The 21,542-nt window shown below is 72.3% G+C and carries 18 protein-coding genes; 2 read left to right on the forward strand and 16 right to left on the reverse strand.

The window, feature by feature from the left end; genetic code table 11:
- Positions 1 to 9: 9 nt before the first annotated feature.
- The 14 genes from Q0963_RS12820 to Q0963_RS12885 form a co-directional block, all read right to left on the reverse strand.
- Positions 10 to 1,545 carry an NADH-quinone oxidoreductase subunit M gene (locus Q0963_RS12820; RefSeq protein ID WP_299446441.1) on the reverse strand — a complete coding sequence of 512 codons (1,536 nt, stop codon included), beginning with the start codon at positions 1,543 to 1,545 and terminating at the stop codon, positions 10 to 12.
- Positions 1,542 to 3,443 (reverse strand): NADH-quinone oxidoreductase subunit L, encoded by a 1,902-nt coding sequence (nuoL, locus tag Q0963_RS12825; protein WP_299446761.1) that lies wholly within the window; start codon positions 3,441 to 3,443, stop codon positions 1,542 to 1,544. The genes Q0963_RS12820 and nuoL overlap by 4 nt, the downstream gene beginning before the upstream one ends.
- A 39-nt stretch (positions 3,444 to 3,482) precedes the next feature.
- Complete coding sequence (nuoK, locus tag Q0963_RS12830; RefSeq protein WP_299446443.1) at positions 3,483 to 3,782, reverse strand: NADH-quinone oxidoreductase subunit NuoK; 300 nt, start codon at positions 3,780 to 3,782, stop codon at positions 3,483 to 3,485.
- Positions 3,779 to 4,549, reverse strand: a complete 771-nt coding sequence (locus Q0963_RS12835) for an NADH-quinone oxidoreductase subunit J (protein ID WP_299446444.1) — start codon at positions 4,547 to 4,549, stop codon at positions 3,779 to 3,781. Before Q0963_RS12835 ends, nuoK begins: the two co-directional genes overlap by 4 nt.
- Entirely contained in the window at positions 4,546 to 5,160 is a 615-nt protein-coding gene (nuoI, locus tag Q0963_RS12840) for an NADH-quinone oxidoreductase subunit NuoI (RefSeq protein WP_299446447.1), read from the reverse strand. The genes Q0963_RS12835 and nuoI overlap by 4 nt, the downstream gene beginning before the upstream one ends.
- Positions 5,153 to 6,532, reverse strand: coding sequence for an NADH-quinone oxidoreductase subunit NuoH (gene nuoH, locus Q0963_RS12845; RefSeq protein ID WP_299446450.1), 1,380 nt, complete (start codon positions 6,530 to 6,532; stop codon positions 5,153 to 5,155). Before nuoH ends, nuoI begins: the two co-directional genes overlap by 8 nt.
- Entirely contained in the window at positions 6,529 to 9,015 is a 2,487-nt protein-coding gene (locus Q0963_RS12850; protein WP_299446453.1) for an NADH-quinone oxidoreductase subunit G, read from the reverse strand. The genes nuoH and Q0963_RS12850 overlap by 4 nt, the downstream gene beginning before the upstream one ends.
- Positions 9,012 to 10,346 (reverse strand): NADH-quinone oxidoreductase subunit NuoF, encoded by a 1,335-nt coding sequence (gene nuoF / locus Q0963_RS12855; RefSeq protein WP_299446456.1) that lies wholly within the window; start codon positions 10,344 to 10,346, stop codon positions 9,012 to 9,014. The genes Q0963_RS12850 and nuoF overlap by 4 nt, the downstream gene beginning before the upstream one ends.
- Complete coding sequence (gene nuoE / locus Q0963_RS12860; protein WP_299446458.1) at positions 10,346 to 11,509, reverse strand: NADH-quinone oxidoreductase subunit NuoE; 1,164 nt, start codon at positions 11,507 to 11,509, stop codon at positions 10,346 to 10,348. Before nuoE ends, nuoF begins: the two co-directional genes overlap by 1 nt.
- Complete coding sequence (locus tag Q0963_RS12865; protein WP_299446461.1) at positions 11,509 to 12,918, reverse strand: NADH-quinone oxidoreductase subunit D; 1,410 nt, start codon at positions 12,916 to 12,918, stop codon at positions 11,509 to 11,511. The genes nuoE and Q0963_RS12865 overlap by 1 nt, the downstream gene beginning before the upstream one ends.
- Positions 12,918 to 13,739, reverse strand: coding sequence for an NADH-quinone oxidoreductase subunit C (locus Q0963_RS12870; RefSeq protein ID WP_299446464.1), 822 nt, complete (start codon positions 13,737 to 13,739; stop codon positions 12,918 to 12,920). Before Q0963_RS12870 ends, Q0963_RS12865 begins: the two co-directional genes overlap by 1 nt.
- Positions 13,736 to 14,335 (reverse strand): NADH-quinone oxidoreductase subunit B family protein, encoded by a 600-nt coding sequence (locus Q0963_RS12875; protein ID WP_299446467.1) that lies wholly within the window; start codon positions 14,333 to 14,335, stop codon positions 13,736 to 13,738. The genes Q0963_RS12870 and Q0963_RS12875 overlap by 4 nt, the downstream gene beginning before the upstream one ends.
- Before the next feature lie 40 nt (positions 14,336 to 14,375).
- On the reverse strand, positions 14,376 to 14,738 hold the full coding sequence (locus tag Q0963_RS12880; RefSeq protein ID WP_299446470.1) for an NADH-quinone oxidoreductase subunit A: 363 nt from the start codon (positions 14,736 to 14,738) through the stop codon (positions 14,376 to 14,378).
- 239 nt (positions 14,739 to 14,977) lie between these two features.
- Positions 14,978 to 15,694, reverse strand: a complete 717-nt coding sequence (locus Q0963_RS12885) for a demethylmenaquinone methyltransferase (RefSeq protein ID WP_299446473.1) — start codon at positions 15,692 to 15,694, stop codon at positions 14,978 to 14,980.
- A 60-nt stretch (positions 15,695 to 15,754) separates the two neighbouring features.
- Here Q0963_RS12885 and Q0963_RS12890 point away from each other — a divergent pair, with 60 nt between their 5' ends.
- A complete protein-coding gene (locus Q0963_RS12890) occupies positions 15,755 to 17,062 on the forward strand; it encodes an isochorismate synthase MenF (protein ID WP_299446476.1) in 1,308 nt (435 codons plus the stop codon).
- A gap of 151 nt (positions 17,063 to 17,213) precedes the next feature.
- Here the strand turns inward: Q0963_RS12890 and Q0963_RS12895 are convergent, their stop codons facing one another.
- Positions 17,214 to 18,446, reverse strand: coding sequence for a geranylgeranyl reductase family protein (locus Q0963_RS12895; protein WP_299446479.1), 1,233 nt, complete (start codon positions 18,444 to 18,446; stop codon positions 17,214 to 17,216).
- Between the two features lie 106 nt (positions 18,447 to 18,552).
- Here Q0963_RS12895 and Q0963_RS12900 point away from each other — a divergent pair, with 106 nt between their 5' ends.
- Complete coding sequence (locus Q0963_RS12900; protein WP_299446482.1) at positions 18,553 to 19,812, forward strand: GNAT family N-acetyltransferase; 1,260 nt, start codon at positions 18,553 to 18,555, stop codon at positions 19,810 to 19,812.
- Here Q0963_RS12900 and menD read toward each other — a convergent pair.
- The gene (gene menD / locus Q0963_RS12905; RefSeq protein WP_299446485.1) at positions 19,802 to 21,526 is read right to left on the reverse strand and encodes a 2-succinyl-5-enolpyruvyl-6-hydroxy-3-cyclohexene-1-carboxylic-acid synthase; all 1,725 of its coding nucleotides are present in this window, start codon (positions 21,524 to 21,526) and stop codon (positions 19,802 to 19,804) included. The genes Q0963_RS12900 and menD overlap by 11 nt on opposite strands.
- Between the last annotated feature and the right edge of the window lie 16 nt (positions 21,527 to 21,542).

Here is a 21,542-nt window from a genome sequence, read left to right on the forward strand (position 1 = left end):
CGGCGGGGATCACTTCGCACTCCCGGAGGCGGTGGCGGCCGGGTCGGAGACGCCGACGATCTGCATCGTCTTGTCCACGGCCGGGTTGATGACGTCGAGGACCGGCTTGGGGTAGAAGCCGAGCACGACGAAGGACAGGATGATCGGCGCGACGACCCAGCGCTCACGCAGCGACAGGTCGGCCGGGGCCGCGCCGTCGGCGAACACGGGCTTGGGGCCCGTCATCACCTTCTGGTACATGAGCAGGATGTAGAGCGCCGCGAGGACGATGCCGAACGCTGCGATGACCGCGGCCACCTTGTAGCGCATGAACGTCCCCTGGAGCACGAGGAACTCCGACACGAACGAGGACAGCCCCGGCAGCGCCAGCGAGGACAGCCCGGCGACGAGGAACGTGCCCGCGAGCACCGGGGTGACCCGCTGCCAGCCGCCGTAGTCGGGGATCCGCTTGCTGCCGTGCCGGGTCACGAGGAAGCCGGCGATGAGGAACAGCCCGGCGGTCGAGAAGCCATGGTTGACCATGTACAGAGTCGAGCCCGCCCCGCCGACGCTCGTCAGCGCGAAGATGCCGAGGACGATGAAGCCGAAGTGGCTGATCGAGGTGAACGCGATGAGCCGCATCATGTCGGTCTGCCCGATGGCGAGCAGCGCCCCGTAGACCACCGAGATGACCGCGAGCGTCAGGACGACCGGCGTCGCCCACTGCGAGGCCTCCGGGAACAGCTGGAGGCAGAACCGGATCATCCCGTAGGTGCCGACCTTGTCGAGCACTCCGACGAGCAGGACGGCCGTCGCCGGCCGGGCCTCGGTGGCGGCGTCCGGCAGCCAGGTGTGGACCGGCCACATCGGCGCCTTGACCGCGAAGGCGATGAAGAAGCCGACGAACATCCAGCGCAGCGCGCCCGTGGAGCCCTCGACGTTGCCGATGAGGTTCTCGACGAGGAACCCGTTCTCGCCGCCCGGGCCCGCGAAGTACACGGCGATGACCGAGACGAGCATGATGAGCCCGCCCGCGAGCGAGAACAGCAGGAACTTCATCGCGGCGTACTGCCGGCGCGGCCCGCCGTACATCCCGATGAGGAAGTACACCGGGATGAGCATGGCCTCGAAGAACACGTAGAACAGGAAGACGTCGGTGGCGGCGAAGACGCCGACCATGAACGCCTCGAGCACGAGCATGAGCGCGAAGTAGCGCTTGAGCCGGCCGCTCTCGGCCTCGGGGACGTCGTTCCACGCGGCGAGCAGGCACACCGGCGTGAGGATCGCGGCCATGACGATGAGCGCCAGCGCGATGCCGTCGACGCCCAGCGCGTACGAGACCCCGAACTGCGGGATCCACGCGTACGTCTCGGTGAGCTGGAAGAGCTCGGTGGAGCCGGAGTCGAAGCCGACCCACGCCAGGACCGCCAGCGCGAGGGTGACGAGCGAGACCCCGAGCGCGACGGGGCGCGCGAGCCGCGCGGACGCCGCGGGCAGGGCAGCGACGACGACGGCACCGACGACCGGCACCACGATCATCAGCGTGAGCAGGGGCAGGGAGGTCACTGGATCACCCACAGAACACCGAGGATGGCGACGACACCGGTGAGCATCGTCAGGGCATAGGAGCGGGCGTACCCGGTCTGGAGGTGGCGGAGCCTCGAGGACAGCCCGCCGACGAGGGCGGCCAGGCCTCCGGCGGCGCCGTCGACCCCCTTGGCGTCCGCAAACACCAGCGAGCGGGTCGCGTGGACGCCGGGGCGCATGAACAGCCCCTCGTTGACGGCGTCCTGGTAGAGGTCGACGCGCGCCGCCCGGGTGAGGACCGAGCCCCGCGGGGCGACCTCCGGGACGTCGTCACGCCAGTACATCCGCCAGGCGAGGAAGAGGCCGAGGGCGACGACGAGCAGCGTGAGGGTCAGGATGACCGGCACCGCGAGGACGGGGTGCTCCTCGCCGTGCTCGCCGACGACCGGCTCGAGCCACGAAGTGATGGCACCGGTCGGCCCGAGCGCCAGGCCCAGGAAGGCCGACCCGCCGGCGAGGACGATCATCGGGATCGTCATGACCTTCGGGGACTCGTGCGGGTGGACGTCGTCGGTCCAGCGCTTCTCGCCGTGGAAGGTCATGAAGAACAGGCGCGACATGTAGAAGGCGGTGATCCCGGCACCGACGAGCGCGGCGCCGCCGAGCACCCAGGGCTGCCAGCCCTCGCCGACGAACGCGGCCTCGATGACCTTGTCCTTGGACCAGAAGCCCGAGAACGGTGGGACCCCGAGGATGGCGAGCCAGCCGAGGGCGAAGGTGGCCCAGGTGACCTTCATGAAGCCGGACAACCCACCGAAGCGGCGCATGTTCACCTGGTCGTTCATGCCGTGCATGACCGACCCCGCGCCGAGGAACATCCCGGCCTTGAAGAAGCCGTGGGTGAGCAGGTGGAAGATCGCGAAGGCGTAGCCGACGGGGCCGAGCCCGGCGGCGAGCATCATGTAGCCGATCTGGCTCATCGTCGAGGCCGCGAGGGCCTTCTTGATGTCGTCCTTGGCGCAGCCGACGATCGCCCCGAAGATCAGCGTGATGGCGCCGACGAGGGCCACCGCGAGGGCGGCGTCCGGCGCGGCGTCGTAGACGACGTGCGAGCGGACGATGAGGTAGACGCCCGCGGTGACCATGGTCGCCGCGTGGATGAGCGCGGACACCGGCGTCGGGCCGGCCATCGCGTCGCCGAGCCAGGACTGGAGCGGGAACTGCGCGGACTTGCCGGCGGCCCCGACGAGCAGGAGCAGCCCGATCGCGGTGAGCGTCGACTGGTTCGCGTTCGCGACCCCCTCGTTGACGGTCTCGTAGTCGACGCCGCCGAAGGTGACGAACATCGTCATGATCCCGAGAGCGAGGCCGAGGTCGCCGACCCGGTTGACGAAGAACGCCTTGTTCGCGGCCGTCGCGTACGCCGGGTTCCAGTTCCAGAAGCCGATGAGCAGGTACGACGCGAGGCCGACACCCTCCCAGCCGACGAAGAGGAGCAGGTAGCTGTCGGCGAGGACGAGCAGGAGCATCGCCGCGACGAACAGGTTGAGGTAGGCGAAGAAGCGCCGCTTGTCGGGGTCGTGCTCCATGTACCCCAGCGAGTACACGTGGATGAGCGAGCCGACGAAGGTGATGAGCAGGACGAAGCTCACCGACAGCGGGTCGACGAGCAGGCCGATGTCGAGGTCGAAGGACCCCGCCGGCACCCAGCTCCAGAGAGCGAGGTGCTGGGCCCGCTCCTCGGCCGCCAGGCCGAGCAGCTGGAGGAGGATGACGAACCCGACGGCGAAGCTGGCCCAGGACAGGCCGGTCGCCAGGCCGGGGCCGACCCGGTCGGTCCGCCGCCCGCCGAGCAGCAGGGTCGCGGCACCGAGGAGGGGCAGCGCGATGAGGAGCCACGCGAGCGAGGACATGCCGCTCGCGGCGCTCGCGGTCATCGCGTCGCCCTCGGTGATGAGTGAGTGCACCAGTGCTCCTTACAGCTTCAGCAGGTTCGCGTCGTCGACCGAGGCCGACCGGCGGGACCGGAAGATCGCCATGATGATCGCGAGGCCGACCACCACCTCGGCGGCGGCGACGACCATGACGAAGAGGGCGATGACCTGGCCGTCGAGGTTGCCGTGCATCCGCGCGAAGGTGACGAAGACGAGGTTCGCGGCGTTGAGCATCAGCTCGACCCCCATGAAGACGATGATCGCGTTGCGCCGGGTCAGGACCGTGGCCCCGCCGATGACGAACAGGACGGTCGCCAGGTAGATGTAGTTGACGAGGCTCATCGCTCGCCTCCTTCCTGCACGTCGCGCTCGATCGTCCGTTCACCCGCGGTGTACTCCTCGGGTGCGAGGTTCTGGTCGCGGGCGGTGAGCACCCGCGAGACCGACAGCTCCGACGGCGTGCCGTCGGGGAGCAGGGCGGGGGTGTCGACGGCGTTGTGCCGGGCGTACACCCCGGGCGCCGGGAGGCCGGCGAGGTGCTCGCCCTCCTGGAACCGGCGCTTGCTCCACTCCTTCTGGTTGGGGCCCTTGCCGAGCCGCTCGCGGTGCGCGAGGACCATGGCGCCGAGGGCGGCCGTGATGAGCAGCGCGCTCGTGATCTCGAAGACCCACACGTAGCGGCCGAAGATGAGCTCGGCGACCCCGGAGACGTTGCCCGTCTGGGCGTTGACGGCGTCCAGGCCGACCGCGTCGTCGAGGGAGGCCCGGCCGATCTGTGCGCCGAGGATGCCCCCGAGGCCGAGCGAGAGGACCGCGGTGGCCCACCGCTGCCCGGTCAGGGTCTCGACGAGGCTGTCGCTGGAGTCGACGCCGACGAGCATGACGACGAAGAGGAACAGCATGATGACGGCGCCGGTGTACACGAAGATCTGGATGACCCCGAGGAAGTCGGCGTCCTGGGCGATGTAGAAGATGCCGAGGATGATCATCGTCAGGGCCATGCCGAGCGCCGCGTGGACGGCCTTCTTCGCGAAGACGAGCCCGAGTGCGCCGAGGACGGACAGGGGCCCGAGGATCCAGAACATCACCTCTTCACCGGTGCCGGTCACGAGGTCACCTCCGCGTCGTCGCTGCCGGAGCGGGCCGCCACGACCTCGCGCTGGGAGTCGGTGGCCTGGGTGACCTTGCCCAGGTAGTAGTCGCGCTCCTCCATGCCGTCGGCCATCGGGAACGGCGGCTGGAGCATGCCCTGCTGCAGCGGTGCCAGCAGCTGGTCCTTGGTGAAGATGAGGTCGGCCCGGTTGTTGTCGGCGAGCTCGTACTCGTTGGTCATCGTCAGGGCCCGGGTGGGGCACGCCTCGATGCACAGCCCGCAGAAGATGCAGCGCAGGTAGTTGATCTGGTAGACGCGCCCGTACCGCTCGCCCGGGCTGAACCGGCCCCGACCGTTGTCGGTGTCGTCGTTGTCGGCGCCCTCGACGAGGATCGCGTCGGCCGGGCAGGCCCAGGCGCACAGCTCGCACCCGATGCACTTCTCGAGCCCGTCGGGGTGCCGGTTCAGCTGGTGACGCCCGTGGAAGCGCGGCTGGGTCGGGCGCTTCTCCTCCGGGTACTCCTCGGTGATGACCTTGCGGAACATCGTCGAGAACGTGACGCCGAACCCGGCGACGGGGGCGAACAGGTCGGAGAAGAAGCCCGAGCTCCTCTGTTCGTCAGCCACGAGGGGCCTCCTCGGTATCGGGTGCAGAGGGCAGTGCCGGTGCGGTCAGCGAGGGCTCGCGCAGCCGCTGGCCGGGCATGGGGGGCACGGGGTGCCCGCCCGCGTAGGGGTCGATCTCGTCCGGGATCTCGGGGTGCGCGGCGGCCTCCTTGCGCTCGGTGCGGGTGTCCCACATCCAGCCGCCGACGAGCGCGAGGACCGCGATGACGCCGACGAGGACGAGCGAGACGACCGGGAAGCTGCGGCCGGCGACGTCCCAGGTGCCGCCGAGCCACCCGTTCTGGCCGGCCCGGAAGAAGGCGACGAGGACCACCCAGGCGAGCGTCGCCGGGATGAGGAACTTCCACCCGAAGCGCATGAACTGGTCGTAGCGGACGCGCGGCAGCGAGCCGCGGAGCCACACGAAGACGAACATGAACATCCACAGCTTCGCGGTGAACCAGAGCAGACCCCACCAGCCCTCGTTGAGGGCGCCGCCGAACACCGACGCGAGGCCGGGAGGCGCCTGGTAGCCACCGAGGAACATCGTCGTCGCGAGCGCGGAGACGGTGAACATGTTGATGTACTCGCCGAGGAAGAACATCGCGAACCGCATCGACCCGTACTCGGTGTGGAAGCCACCGGTGAGCTCGCCCTCGCCCTCGGCGAGGTCGAACGGGAGCCGGTTGGTCTCGCCGACCATCGTGATGACGTAGACGAAGAAGCTGAAGAAGGCCGGCACGACGAACCAGAGGTCGCTCTGGGCGCTGACGATCTGCGAGGTCGACATCGAGCCCGCGTACAGGAAGACGGCGACGAGCGAGAGACCCATGGCGATCTCGTAGGAGATCATCTGCGCCGACGACCGCAGGCCGCCCATGAGGGGGTACGTCGACCCCGAGGACCAGCCGGCGAGGACGACGCCGTAGATGCCCACGCCGGCGACGGCGAGGACGAGGAGCACGGCGACGGGGGTGTCGGTGAGCTGGAACGGCGTCGTGTGGCCGAACATCGAGACCTCGCCTGCCATCGGCATGATCGCGAACGCGACGAAGGCCATCGACGCGGTGATGATCGGGGCGAGGGTGAAGACGAAGGCGTCGGCGGCCTTGGGGCGCACGTCCTCCTTGAGCATCGCCTTCATGCCGTCGGCAAGGGTCTGGAGCAGACCGAACGGGCCGTTGCGGTTGGGGCCGGGCCGCTGCTGCATCCGGCCGATGACCCGGCGCTCGAACCAGATGACGAGCAGCGTGGAGACGAGCAGGTAGACGAAGACGATGAGCGCCTTGACGACCGTGAGCCAGAGCGGGGTGTCGCTGAAGTCGGCGCGCGGGTTGTCGGTGCCCTCGGCGACGAGGGACACCACCTCCGGGAGTGCCGCGATGATGCTCATGCCTGACCCTCCTTCGTGACGGAGACGAGCGTGCCGGGCGCTCCGGCGAGCGTGGCCCGCAGGTCGCAGCCCCGCGAGTTGGTGGGCAGCCACACGACGTGGTCGGCCATCTCGGTGACGAGCACCGGAGCGGTGACGGTGGCCTGCGCCGCCCGCACCGTCAGGGCGTCACCGTCGGCGACGCCGAGCGCGGCGGCCGTGGCCTGCGAGACCCGGGCCACCGGGGCCGGTGCGGTGCCCGCGAGGAACGGCTCGCCGTCCTGGAGCGAGCCCCGGTCGAGCAGGTGGCGCCAGGTCGCGAGCACGAGGGTGCCCTCGGCGAACTCCGGCACGGCGCCGGGCTCGTCGGTGGGCACCGCGGGGCGCGCGCCGACCCAGGGGCCGAGCTGCTGCATCTCGGCCCGCGCCTCGCGCAGCGTGCGGGTCCCGAGGAACTCGCCCATCTCGTCGGCGAGCATCGCGAGCGCGCGGTAGTCGCTGACGTGGGTCGAGTCGAGGGCCGTCCCGAAGGCCCGCACCCGGCCCTCCCAGTCGACGAACGTCCCGTCCTTCTCGGCGTGCGCCGCGACGGGGAGGACGACGTCGGCCACCTCGGTGACCGCCGAGCGGCGGATCTCGAGGGAGACGACGAACGGGCGGGCGATGGCCTCCAGCGCGTCGGCGATGCCGAGGTCGGCCGGGTCGACCCCGGCGACGACGAGCGCACCGAGGTCACCGGAGGCGGCGGCGGCGACGATGCCGGCGGTGTCGCGGCCCGGGGTCTCGGGGAGCCCGTCGACCTGCCACGCGGACGCGACCTCGGCACGGGCCGCGGCGTCGGCGACCGGGCGGCCGCCGGGGAGCAGGGTCGGGAACGCCCCGGCCTCCAGGGCTCCACGCTCACCGGCCCGGCGCGGCACCCATGCGAGACGGGCGCCGGTGGACTCGGCGAGGGCCGCGGCGGCGCTCAGCGCACCGGGGACCATCGCGAGACGTTCGCCGACGAGGATGATGCCGCCGTCGGCGAGGGCCTCACGGGCCGCGGTGACCTCGTCGCTGACCGCGCCGCGGGTGCCGCCGCCGAGCGCGCGCAGGACCTCGGGCTCGGTGCCGGGAGCGGTGGGGATGAGGGTGCCGCCCATCTTCGCCAGCCCGCGGGTGGCGACGGCGGAGACGCCGAAGACGCGGGTGCGGTTCTTGCGGTACGCCTTGCGCAGGCGCAGGAAGACGATGGGGCTCTCGTCCTCGGGCTCGAAGCCGACGAGGACGACGGCCGGGGCTGCCTCGAGGTCGGCGTAGGTGACGCCCCCGTCGGTCGGCGCGGTGCCGACGACGAGGGAGCCGAGGAACCCGGCCTCCTCGGCCGAGTGCGGCCGGGCGCGGAAGTCGACGTCGTTGGTCTTCAGGACCGTGCGCGCGAACTTGCCGTACGCGTAGGCGTCCTCTGCGCTGACCCGGCCGCCGACGAGCACCCCGGCCGCGGAGGCGGCGCGCAGGCCGGCCGCGGCACGCTCGAGCGCCTCGCGCCAGGACGCGACCCGCAGCTCGCCGTCCTCGCCACGGACCATCGGCAGCTCGATGCGGTCGCCGACGCCGGTGTACGCGAAGGCCCAGCGGCCCTTGTCGCAGTTCCACTCCTCGTTGACGGCGGGGTCGGCCTGCGCCATCCGGCGCAGCACGGAGCCGCGGCGGTGGTCGGTGCGCTGCGCGCAGCCGCTGGCGCAGTGCTCGCAGACGCTCGGCGTCGACACGAGGTCGAACGGCCGGGACCGGAACCGGTAGGCGGCCCCGGTGAGGGCGCCGACCGGGCAGATCTGGACGGTGTTGCCGGAGAAGTACGACTCGAACGGCTTCTCCTCGTAGATGCCGACCTGCTGCAGCGCGCCACGCTCGACGAGGGCGATGAACGGGTCGCCGGCGATCTGGTCCGAGAAGCGGGTGCACCGGGCACACAGGACGCAGCGCTCGCGGTCCAGGAGCACCTGGCTGCTGATGTTGACCGGCTTGGGGTAGGTGCGCTTGACGTCCTCGAAGCGGGACGTGCCGCGACCGTTGCTCATCGCCTGGTTCTGCAGGGGGCACTCGCCGCCCTTGTCGCAGACCGGGCAGTCGAGCGGGTGGTTGATGAGCAGCAGCTCCATGACGCCCTTCTGCGCCTTGTCGGCGCCCTCGGACGTGTACTGCGTCTTGACGATCATGCCCGGCGCGACCGTCATCGTGCACGAGGCCTGGGGCTTCATCCGCCCGGGCGGGCCCTGCATCTGGGTGGGCTCGCCGGGGGTGCCGTCGGGGCCGGGGCGCCCGGGCATCCAGACCTCGACGAGGCACTGCCGGCACGCACCCACCGGGTCGAGCCCGGGGTGGTCGCAGAACCGGGGGATGTCGATGCCGGCCGTCTCGGCGGCGCGGATGATGAGGGTGCCCTTGGGCACCGACACCTCGAGTCCGTCGATGGTGAGCGTGACGGCTTCGGCCGGGGCCTGGGTCTCGGTCGTGGCGGTCATGCGGAGACGGTCTCCTTGGTGCTCGCGGTGCCGTCCTTGGCCCACAGCGTGGAGTCCGCCGGGTCGAACGGACAGCCACCGTGGGTCAGGTGGGCGACGTACTCGTCGCGGAAGTACTCGATCGAGCTCGTGATCGGGCTCGTCGCGCCGTCCCCGAGGGCGCAGAAGCTGCGGCCGAGGATGTTGTCGCAGATGTCGAGGAGCTTGTCGAAGTCCTCCTCCGACCCCTGGCCGTGCTCGATCCGGCCGAGGATCTGCTTGAGCCACCAGGTGCCCTCACGGCACGGGGTGCACTTGCCGCAGGACTCGTGCTTGTAGAAGTCGGTCCAGCGGTCGACCGCCCGGACGACGCACACCGTCTCGTCGAACACCTGCAGGGCCCGCGTGCCGAGCATCGAGCCGGCCGCGGCGACCGACTCGAAGTCGAGCGGCACGTCGAGGTGCTCGGCGGTGAAGAGCGGGGTCGAGGACCCGCCCGGCGTCCAGAACTTCAGCGCCTTGTCGGGGTCGCGCATCCCCCCGGCGAGGTCGATGAGCTCGCGCATCGTGATGCCGAGCGGGGCCTCGAACTGGCCGGGGTTCTTCACGTGCCCGGAGAGCGAGAAGATGCCGAACCCGGTGGACTTCTCGGTGCCCATCCCGGTGAACCAGTCGACGCCCTCGAGGATGATCCCGGGGACCGAGGCGATGGACTCGACGTTGTTGACCGAGGTGGGGCGGGCGTACAGGCCGGCGGCGCCGGGGAACGGCGGCTTGCTGCGCGGCTGGCCGCGGCGGCCCTCGAGGCTGTCGAGGAGCGCGGTCTCCTCACCGCAGATGTAGGCACCCGCGCCGGCGTGGACGGTGATGTCGACGTCGATCCCGGTGCCGTTGATGTTCTTGCCCAGCAGCCCGGCCGCGTAGGCCTCCTCGACCGCGCGCATCAGCCGGCGGTAGACGTGGACCACCTCGCCCCGGATGTAGATGAACGCGTGGGTGCACCCGATGGCGTAGCTGGAGATGGCCACCCCCTCGATGAGCACGTGCGGGTTCGCCATCATGAGCGGGATGTCCTTGCACGTGCCCGGCTCGGACTCGTCGGCGTTGACGACGAGGTAGCGGGGGCCGCCGTCCGGCGGAGCCATGAACGACCACTTCATGCCGGTCGGGAAGCCCGCCCCGCCGCGACCGCGCAGCGAGGAGTCCTTGACGGCGCCGAGGATGTCGGCCGGTTCCATCGCGAACGCCTTGTCGAGGGCGCGGTAGCCGCCGTGCTCACGGTAGGTCTTCAGCGTCCAGGACTCGGGGTGGTCCCAGAACGCGCTGAGGATGGGGGTCAGCGTGCTGGCCATCACTCGCCCTTCCCGTCGCGGGTGTCGGTGTCGTCCTCGTCGGCGTCGAACAGGGTCGCCGTCGGTGAGGCGTCGTGGTCCTCGGGGACCGAGGCGCTCTGCGCGGAGACGTTGGCCGCGCGGTCCTGGGCGTCGTCGAGGTCGGCGCCCTGTGCGGGGGCGATGTCGACGTCGTCCGCGGGCGACCCGGCCGAGCGGGCGACCCCGGCGACACCGTCGCCGGTGGAGACCACGCCGGCCCCGGTGGACTCCCGCTTGCCCTTCTTGCCGCCCTTGGCCGGGGCCTTGTCCTCGGCGTCGCCCTCGTGCTTCTCGCCGGGGGTGTCGTCGGTCTCGTCCCGCTCGGCGGCGGGCTCGGCCTTCTCGGCCTGGGCGTCGTCACTGGCCGGCGTCACCTCGGTGCTGCCGGGGGCCGAGCCGCTCGTGCCGCCGGAGGTGGCCGACGCGCCCTCGGGGGCGGTCCAGCCGTTGCGCTTGGCGATCTCGAGCCCGACGAGCGAGGCGGGGCCGGCGCCGACACCCTCGTCGGCGAGGCCGTCGCTGAAGCCCGCGAGGGTGCGGCTCATCTGGGTGAAGGTGCACACCCGGTTCGGGCCGCGGGTGGGCTTGACGTCCTTGCCGGCGCGCAGGTCGTCGACGAGCGCCTTGGTGGAGGCGGGCGTCTGGTTGTCGAAGAACTCCCAGTTCGCCATGACGACGGGGGCGTAGTCGCACGCGGCGTTGCACTCGACCCGCTCGAGGGTGATCTTGCCGTCCTCGGTCGTCTCGTCGTGGCCGACGCCGAGGTGCTTGGACACGGCCTCCCAGATCTCGTCGCCGCCCATGACGGCGCACAGCGTGTTCGTGCAGACGCCGACGGTGTACTCGCCGTTGGGGTGGCGCTTGTACTGCGTGTAGAACGTCGCGACGCCCGAGACCTCGGCGGTCGACAGGTCGAGCAGCTCGGCGCACAGGTCGATGCCGCGACCCGTGACGTAGCCGTCGACCGACTGGACGAGGTGGAGCAGCGGGAGCAGCGCGGACCGCTTCTGCGGGTACCGCGCGATGACCTGCGCGGCGTCGGCGCGGAACTGCGCCTCGACGTCGGCGGGGTAGGGCTCCTTGGACTCCTCGGGCACCGTGAGGTGCCCGGAAGCGGTCTGCAGACCGAAGTCACCGGCCATCAGCGGTCGACACCTCCCATGACGGGGTCGATGGAGGCCACGGCGACGATGACGTCGGCGACCTGCGAGCCTTCGCACATGGCCGCCACGGCCTGGAGGTTGTTGAAGCTCGGGTCGCGGAAGTGCGCCCGGTAGGGGCGGGTGCCGCCGTCGGAGACGGTGTGGCACCCCAGCTCGCCCTTGGCCGACTCGACGGCGACGTAGGCCTGGCCCGGCGGGACGCGGAAGCCTTCGGTGACGAGCTTGAAGTGGTGGATCAGCGCCTCCATCGAGGAGCCCATGATCTCGCGGATGTGGTCGAGGCTGTTGCCCTGGCCGTCGGACCCGATGGCCAGCTGGGCCGGCCACGCGATCTTCTTGTCCTCGACCATGACGGGCTGGCCCTCGGTGCGCTGGAGGCGCTCGAGGCACTGCTCGACGATCTTCAGCGACTCGTACATCTCGTCGAGCCGGATCCGGAGCCGGTCGTAGGAGTCCGCGCCCGTGCGGGTCATGACCTCGAAGTCGTAGGTCTCGTACCCGCAGTACGGGTCGGACTTGCGCAGGTCGTGCGGCAGCCCCGTGGACCGCAGCACCGGCCCGGTGACGCCGAGGGCGATGCAGCCGGTGAGGTCGAGGTAGCCGACGCCGACGGTGCGGCCCTTGAGCAGCGGGTTCTCGTTGAGCAGCTTCTCGAGCTCGCCGATGCCCCGGCGCAGCTCGGCGATGACCCCGCGCACCATGTCGACGGCGCCGTGCGGGACGTCCTGGGCCACGCCGCCCGGACGGATGTAGGCGTTGTTCATGCGCAGACCGGTGATGGCCTCGAACACCCGCAGGATGCGCTCGCGCTCACGGAACCCGATGGTCATGACCGTCGTCGCGCCCATCTCCATCCCCCCGGTGCCGATGGCGACGAGGTGGGAGTTGATGCGGGTCAGCTCCATCATCATCACCCGGATGACCGAGGCACGCTCGGGGATCCGGTCGGTGATGCCGAGCAGCTTCTCGATGGAGAGGCAGTACGCCGCCTCCTGGAACATCGGGGTCAGGTAGTCCATCCGGGTGCAGAACGTCACGCCCTGCGTCCAGGTCCGGAACTCCATGTTCTTCTCGATGCCCGTGTGCAGGTAGCCGATACCGGCGCGGGCCTCGGTGACGGTCTCGCCGTCGAGCTCGAGGATGAGCCGGAGCACGCCGTGGGTGGACGGGTGCTGGGGGCCCATGTTGACGACGATGCGCTCCTCGTGCAGCGCGGTGGCCTCGTCGACGAGGTCGTTCCAGTCGCCGCCGGAGACGGTGAAGACGGTCGCGCCCGCGGTGTCGTCGTCGACGGAGGCGCCGTAGGGGTCGGCGCCGGGCAGCGACGGGTCGAGGCCCGGGCTCGGGGCCGTGTCGTCGTAGATCGTCGTGTCGTCGTGGGTCGTCATCAGCTGTACGCCCTCCGCTCGTCGGGCGGCGGGACGACGCCGCCCTTGTACTCGACGGGGATGCCGCCGAGCGGGTAGTCCTTGCGCTGGGGGTGGCCGGGCCAGTCGTCCGGCATGAGGATGCGGGTCAGGGCGGGGTGGCCGTCGAAGACGATGCCGAACATGTCCCACGTCTCGCGCTCGTGCCAGTCGTTGCCCGGCCAGACCTCGACGACCGACGGGATGTGCGGGTCGCTGTCGGGGCAGGTGACCTCGACGCGGAGGCGCCGGCTGCCGTGGGTGATCGAGAGCAGGGGGTACACGGCGTGCAGCTCGCGGCCCTCTTCGCCGGGGAAGTGCGTCCCGGAGACCCCCATGCACATCTCGAACCGCAGGTCGGGGTGATCGCGCAGGACCTTCGCGACGGCCAGGAGGTGCTCGCGGTGGACGAAGAGCGTCATCTCGCCGCGGTCGACGACCACGCGCTCGACGGCGGTGTCGTAGCCGACGGAGTCGCCCAGCGCCCGCTCGAGGGTGTCGGCCACGACGTCGAAGTCGCCGCCGTAGGGGCGCTCGCTGGCGCCCGGGAGGAGGGTGGGGGTGACGAGGCCGCCGTAGCCCGAGGTGTCCTGGCCGCGGGTGGCGCCGAACATGCCGCGCCGCTCGCCGATCTGCACGGGCTCGGTGTCGACGGGGTCCAGGTCGGGCCGGCGCCCGACGCCCACCGTGTGGGCGACGTCGAGGGAGCGCGGGTCGTCGTCGGTGCGGGTCTCGGCCGAGTCGATCTCCTTATCGGGGATCGGCTGGACCGGGGTGTCGTCGGCCTTCTTCTCGTCGCTCATGCGAGCAGGTTCTTCCCGGCGGGCGCCGCGAGGTGCGCGAGGTGGTCGTGGGTGGCAGGCATCTGCGAGGTGGGCGTGGCGCGCAGGGCGGCGGCCTCGGCCGCCCGGGCCGCGGCGATGCGGTTGACCCCGAGCTTGCTGTTCTGGATCTGGTCGTGCAGCTCGATGATGGCGTGGAGGAGCATCTCGGGCCGCGGCGGGCAGCCCGGCAGGTAGATGTCGACCGGGATGATGTGGTCGACGCCCTGGACGATCGCGTAGTTGTTGAACATGCCGCCGGAGCTGGCGCAGACCCCCATCGAGATGACCCACTTGGGGTTGGGCATCTGGTCGTACACCTGGCGGACCACCGGTGCCATCTTCTGGCTCACCCGGCCGGCGACGATCATGAGGTCGGCCTGGCGCGGGGTGGCGGAGAAGCGCTCCATCCCGAACCGGGCGATGTCGTAGTCGGGGGTGCCGACGGCCATCATCTCGATGGCGCAGCAGGCGAGGCCGAACGTCGCGGGCCAGATCGAGGCCTTGCGCATGTATCCGGCGACGTTCTCGAGCGTCGTGAGAACGAACCCGGCGGGCAGCTTCTCCTCGAGTCCCATCAGGCCTCCTTGGCGATCGGTACGGGTGCGGCGGCGGTGCTCAGTCCCACTCGAGACCGCCCCGCTTCCACACGTAGGCGTAGGCGACGAAGACGGTGAGGATGAAGAGCACCATCTCGACGAGGGCGAAGAGCCCGAGCTGGTCGAAGGCGACCGCGAACGGGTAGAGGAACACCGACTCGATGTCGAAGATGATGAAGAGCATCGCGGTGAGGAAGTACTTGATCGGCACGCGACCGCCGCCCTGGGCGCGCGGCGTGGGCTGGATCCCGCACTCGTAGGCCTCGAGCTTGGCCCGGTTGTAGCGCTTGGGCCCGACGACGAGGCTCGTCCCCACCGACAACAGCGCGAAGCCGAAGCCGAGCGCCAGGAGGATCAGGAGGGGGACGTAGGGGTTGCTCATCGCGGGAGAACTCCCCTTTCGCTGCTCGAGTTCGGCCGGGAGGTGCCGGGTGCAGGGACCGCGTGCGGCGCCCCAGCCATCCTAGGGGGCGTGACGTGGGTCGCATCCAGGGGCGTCTTGCCCCGGGGGTGCGTGCGCTGGGCGCGCTGGGTACGGGTCACCACTGCCTTCGCTTGTGAACGTCTTCACGAACTCGGGCAGTCTAGGACGGCCCGGGAACGCGCCGCACTCAGGTATGCCTAACCCTCGACGCCGGTCGCGGCGAGCGGCTTGGTGGCCCGGTGCAGCGCGACGATGCCGCCGGTCAGGTTGCGCCACTGCACGTCAGCCCAGCCCGCGGCCGCCACCTGCTCGGCGAGCCCCCGCTGGTCCGGCCAGGCCTGGATCGACTCGGCGAGGTACACGTAGGACTCGGGGTTGGAGCTGACCCGCCGCGCGATCGGCGGCAGCGAGCGCATGAGGTAGTTGGCGTAGACCGTGCGGAGCGGGCGGTTCGTGGGGGTGCTGAACTCGCAGACCACCAGTCGCCCACCGGGGGTGGTGACGCGGAGGAACTCGCGCAGCGCGGTGCCGGGGTCGGCGACGTTGCGCAGGCCGAAGCTCATCGTCACGACGTCGAAGGAGTCGTCGGCGAAGGGGAGGCGCATCGCGTCGGCCGCGGTGAAGCCGAGGTCGCTGCGGCGGCGGTGGCCGACGCGCAGCATCCCGAGGGAGAAGTCGGCGGGGACGACGTCGACGCCGGAGTCGGCGAAGGGCTCGCTGCTCGTGCCGGTGCCGGCGGCGATGTCGAGCACCCGCTGGCCGGGGCGCGCATCGCACGCCGCGACGACCGCCCGGCGCCACAGCCGGTCCTGGCCGAGCGACAGCACGTCGTTGGTCACGTCGTAGCGGCCGGCGACGTCGTCGAACATCGCGGCGACGTCGCGGGGGTCCTTCTCGAGGGAGGCGCGGGACATGCGCTCATCCTCCCACCCGTGACCGGGGCCTCCGGCACCGCGCCGTATCGTGGTGTTCCGATGACCACTTCGCCCGCGGACCGGCGTGAGCCCGCACCGGTCGCCCCGCTCGTCGCGCGCACCGTCCCGCTCGAGCCCGCTCTCGCCGAGGACCTCCTCGCCGTGCTGCCGGCCGGTGCCGCGACCGGGCCGTGCTCGTGGGTCCGCCGCGGCGAGGGGCTGGTCGGGTGGGGCCGGGCGGCCTCGCACACCGCGTCCGGGCCGCAGCGGTTCGTCGACCTCGAGCAGTGGTGGCAGGGGCTCGTCGGGTCCGCGGTCGTGCGCGACGAGCTCGACCTGCCGGGGACCGGGCCCGTCGCCTTCGGGTCGATCGCCTACTCCGCCGGCTCACCCGTCGGCGGGACCCTCGTCGTGCCGGAGGTCGTCGTCGGGCGGCGCGGCGGCCGGGCGTGGCTGACGACGGTCAGTGCCGAGCAGACCGTGGCCGCGGTCCCGGGGCCGGCCGACGTCGCCGTGCAGCCCGCGCCGGACCAGCCGCGGGGTGTCGCGTTCGCCGACGGCGCCCTCTCCCCCGGCGACTGGGCCCACGCCGTCGCCGAGGCGGTCGAGCGCATCACGGCCGGCGACCTCGACAAGGTCGTGCTCGCCCGCGACCTCGACGTCACGACGCACGCGCCGCTCGACGTCCGGTGGCTGCTGCGCCGGCTCGCGGAGCGCTACGACACGACGTGGGTGTTCGCCGTCGACGGGCTGGTCGGCGCGACCCCCGAGCTGCTGGTGCGCCGCGAGAAAGGGCTGGTCACCTCGCGCGTCCTGGCGGGCACGATCCGCCCGACCGGCGACGACGCCCATGACCTCGCGCTCGCGGCATCCCTGGCCCGGTCGAGCAAGGACCTCGAGGAGCACGAGTACGCGGTCCGGTCGGTGGCCGACGCGCTCGCGCCGCACTGCTCGTCGATGAACGTGCCCGAGACCCCGTTCGTGCTGCACCTGTCCAACGTCATGCACCTCGCCACCGACGTGACGGGGGTGCTCGCCGACGCGACCTCGTCGCTGGCGCTGGCCTCCGCGCTGCACCCGTCGGCCGCGGTGTGCGGGACGCCGCGTGCCGCCGCCGACGCCGTCATCGCCGAGCTGGAGCACCTCGACCGCGGGCGCTACGCCGGGCCCGTCGGGTGGATCGACGCGGCCGGGGACGGCGAGTGGGGCATCGCCCTGCGGTGCGGGGCGGTCGACACCGTCGACCCGTCCCGCATGCGGATCTTCGCGGGCTGCGGCATTGTCGCCGGCTCCGACCCGGACGACGAGCTCGCCGAGTCCTCCGCCAAGCTCGTGCCGATGCGCGACGCCCTCACCGCCGACCCCTGACCCACCCGTACCCGACCTGACCAATAGGCACGCGGGGTGCACCGGGCGCCGTACCTGGCGTGCCCTATTGGTCGATGTCGGTACACCGGGCGCCGTACCTGGCGTGCCCTATTGGTCGATGTCGGGACGGGCGGGCGGCGGGGAGGGTCGGTCAGGTGAAGGGCGGGCGGGCGTCGACGGTGACGGAGCGGCGGCCCGCCCAGCGCCACACCCGGGCCGAGCGGTCGCGGTCCTCGTCGGTGATGAGGTTCCCCATCCACCGCAGGGCCAGCGTCATGAGCCACTCGCTGCGCATCCCGGCCGGGCCGAGGGCCGCGAGGGTCTTGGGGACGGTGAAGATGCCGGCGAGACGGCGCGCGATGGAGAACGCCTCGCCGTAGTGCTCGCGCAGCAGGTGCGGCCAGACGACGGCCAGGTCGTCGTCGAGGTGGTCGACGAGCAGGCGCCCGGTCTCCAGGCCGTAGTCGATGCCCTCGCCGTTCAGGGGGTTCACGCAGGCCGCGGCGTCGCCGATGAGCGCCCAGTTCGGGCCGGCGACGTTGCTCACCGCGCCCCCCATCGGCAACAGCGCGCTCGTCACCATCCGCTGCTCGCCGGTGAGGCCGAAGTCGGCGCGACGCTCGTCGGTGTAGTGGCGCATCAGCGGCTTGATGGCGATCGAGGCCGGGCGCCTGGTCGTCGCGAGCGTGCCGACCCCGACGTTCACCTGGCCCTGGCCGAGCGGGAAGATCCAGCCGTACCCGGGCACGGCCTCCCCCGTCTCGGACCGCAGCTCGAGATGGCTGCTGATCCACGGGTCGTCGGCCCGCTCGGAGTCGACGTAGCATCGCCCGGCGACGGCGTACACCGTGTCCTGATGCCACTCGCGCCCCAGCACCTTGCCGAGCCCGGAGCGCACCCCGTCGGCCACGACGAGCCGCTCGCACCCGATCTCGAAGGTCTCCTCGCCCCGACGGAACGTGACCGACCGGACCCGGCCCCCCTCGAGGGTCGCGTCGACGGCCTTGGCGCCCTCGACCCCGATGGCGTCGGCGCCGAGCGCCGCATCGCGGATCCCGGCGTCGAGCTGGGTCCTCGGCACCGCCGACCCGTGGTCCGGCAACGTCCCGCCCGGCCAGGGCAGGTGCAGCGTCTGGCCGAAGCCGTGGGCGCGCAGCCCCTGGTTGGTCGCGTGGGCGCGAACCCACTCGCCGAGGCCGAGCCGGTCGAGCTCGGCGACGGCGCGGGGAGTGAGCCCGTCGCCGCAGGTCTTGTCCCGCGGGAAGACCGCTGCGTCGGCGAGGACGACGTCGCGGCCGGCGCGCGCGGCCCAGGTCGCGGCGGCGGCGCCGGCGGGGCCGGCGCCGACGACGAGGACGTCGGTACGGAGCGGGGTGTCGGGCACGGACCGATTCTCGCAACGTCCGCTCGCGATCCCGACATCGACCCTCGACAGCGCTGCTGCGGGGTAATCGCTCGACCGGCCACGACCGGTCGGCGACGATGGTGCGATGGCAGACCAGGCGACGTACCGCATCGTGCAGGTGACCCCGGAGACGACCGCCGAGTTCGAGGCCGTCGACCGGCTCACCTGGTTCGACGAGGTCGACCCGCAGGACGACTCACCCAGCGGCGCACTGGACCCCGCACGGTGCTACGCCGCGACCCGCACCGGTGAGCCCCCGTTCTCGGGTATCTACGCCTCCTTCGACCACCGGCTCACCGTCCCCGGAGCGGCCGGCGACCTCCGCCAGGTCCCGTGCGCCGGGCTGACCTGGGTCGGCGTGCACCCCGACGACCGGCGCACCGGGGTCCTCACCGCGATGGTCGACCACCACCTCCGCGACGTGCGCGACCAAGGCGTCGCGCTCGGCGCGCTGCACGCCTCGGAGGTCGGCATCTACGGCCGGTTCGGCTACGCGCCGGCGTCGTTCGGGGTCACCGTCGACGTGGGCGGCGGCGCCGAGGTCACCGCCCCGGGGGTCGACTGCACCGGGATCCGGACCGAGATGGTCGACGGCATCGGGGACGAGGTGGCCGCACGCGTCCACCGGGTCCAGCACGAGGACGCCGCCCGGTCCCTGGGCCAGGTCGCTCTCACCGAGGCGCACAACCGACGTCGCTTCCGCCCGGACCCGGCCGCCGAACGTGGCAGCGAGCGCGTGCGCGTCCTCTTCGCGATGCGCGACGGCGTCGACCTCGGGTACGCGATGGTCCGGCGCACCCACAAGTGGGAGCACTCGATACCCCAGGGCTCGCTCGTGTGCGGCGACCTCACCGCCGCCGACCCCGCAGCGCGGCTCGCCCTGCTCCGCCGGCTCGTGTCGTTCGACCTCATCGGGTCGGTCCATGTGCCGGCGACCTCCCTCGAGGACCCGATCGTGTGGTGGCTCGGCGGGCCGCGCTCGGTCAAGGCGCGGGTCCACGACGCGCTGTGGCTCCGCCTCGTCGACGTCCCCGCGGCCCTCGCCCTGCGCGGGTACGCGGCCGACGCGGACCTCGTGCTCGAGGTCGCCGACGAGCGGTGCCCGTGGAACGCGGGCCGGTGGCGGCTCGTCGCCTCCGGGGGTCGTGCGACGTGCGAACGGACCGACGCCGACGCCGACCTCCGGGTCCCCGTGCAGGTGCTCGGGTCGGCCTACCTCGGCGGCCGCTCGATGGCCGCCATGACCCGGCAGGGACTCGTGCAGGAGCGGACCCCTGGCTCGGTCGACGCGCTGAGCCGAGCCCTGGCCACCGACCTCCCGCCCGTCGCGGCCCTCATGTTCTGAGCGTCGACGCGGCGAGCGCCCGCAGGTCGGCGTGAGCCCGGCGGTGCGTCGACCGGTCGACCCGGACCTCGACGACGCGCAGGCCACGCGGCGGCTCGGCGACGAGGCGCGCCAGGTCGTCGCGGGTGTCCGCGCGGTCGTGGCGGACCCCATGGGCCCGGCACAGGGCGCCGAGGTCGGTACCCGTGGGGGTCCCGAAGACCCGCTCGAAGGACCCGGCGTGCTCGGGGGCTCCCGGCTCCAGGGTCGCGAAGATGCCGCCACCGTCGTCGTTGACGACGACCACGGTGAGGTCGGGCCGTGGCTCGTCCGGCCCGCACAGGAAGCCGTTGGTGTCGTGGAGCAGGGTGAGGTCGCCCAGGAGCGCGTGCGTGGGCCGGCCGAGACCGAGCGCGATGCCGGAGGCCGTCGAGACCATCCCGTCGATGCCGGCGAGCCCCCGGTTGGCGTAGGTCCGGGGGCCCTCGCCCGGCTCGTGGGGGCCGCGGGTCGCGAGGTCGAGGTCGCGGACCGGGTTGGACGACCCGACGACGAGGACGCCGTCGCCCCCCAGCGTCTCGTGGACGGCGGCGGCCACGGCCAGCCCGCTCGGCCACGGGAACCCGTGCTCCGCAACGGCCGCGGCGAGCCGGCTCCCGGCGTCGTCCCAGGCCCGGGCCCAGTCCGACCGCGGGGTCGCGACCGGCGCGCTGTCGCACTCGGCGGCGACCGAAGCCCAGGGATGGACGGCGGCGGCGACGTGTGACGGGTCGGGCCAGGTGGTTCCGGCGGTGACGACCTCGACCCGCATCCCCGGGCGGCGGAGCAGCGCCGCGACGGGCCGGGCCAGGGTGACCCGGCCCAGGACGAGGACGCGGTCGGGGGCGTGCGCGTCGAGCCATTCGGTGGCCGTGAGCAGCAGCGGCCCGTGTGGCACCGCCGCGACCCGCGCGTGGGGACCGGCGACGGCCTCCGCGACGACCGGGTACCCCCTGGACGCGGCCCAGGCCGCCGCCGCGGCGCCGTCGACCCCGTCGCCCACGACGACGACGGTGCGCTCGACCTCGTCGAGCGGGTCGCCGGCCACGGCCCCGACGGCGCGCTGCACCTCGACCCAGGGAGCTCCGCCGGGGCGGCCCAGACAGGACTCGGGGAGCGTCGCGTCGTCGGGGCCCGGCACCAGCGGCTCGCGGAACGCGACGTCGAGGTGCACCGGGCCGACGTCGGCGCCGAGGAGCCCGGTGGCGGCGGCCAGCGCCCGGCACACGGTGGAGCGCCACCAGGGGGCCGGCGAGTGGCCGGTGGCCGGGAGGCTCTCGGGCGCCGGCAGGTCGGCGGCGAACCGGGTCGCGGCGCCGAAGATCCCCGGCTGCGCCGTCGTCTGGTTCGCCCCCGTCCCGCGCAGGTCGTGTGGGCGGTCGGCGCTCAGGACGACGAGGGGGACGCCCGCGTGGTGCGCCTCGAGGACCGCGGGGTGCAGGTTCGCGACGGCGGTGCCGGACGTCGTGACGACGGCGACCGGCCGTGCCGCCCCCTTCGCCAGCCCGAGGGCGAGGAACCCCGCGGACCGTTCGTCGACCCGGACGTGCAGCCGCAGCCTCCCGTCGGCCTCGGCGGCCAGAGCCGCGTAGGCGAGGGGAGCCGACCGCGACCCGGGCGCGAGAACGACATCGCGCACCCCGCCACGCACGAGCTCGTCGACGAGGACGCTCGCGAGCGCCGAGGAGGGGGTCACGGGCGTGGATTCTGCC

The organism is uncultured Phycicoccus sp., assembly GCF_947495705.1.
In the GTDB taxonomy this organism is placed as follows: domain Bacteria; phylum Actinomycetota; class Actinomycetes; order Actinomycetales; family Dermatophilaceae; genus Phycicoccus.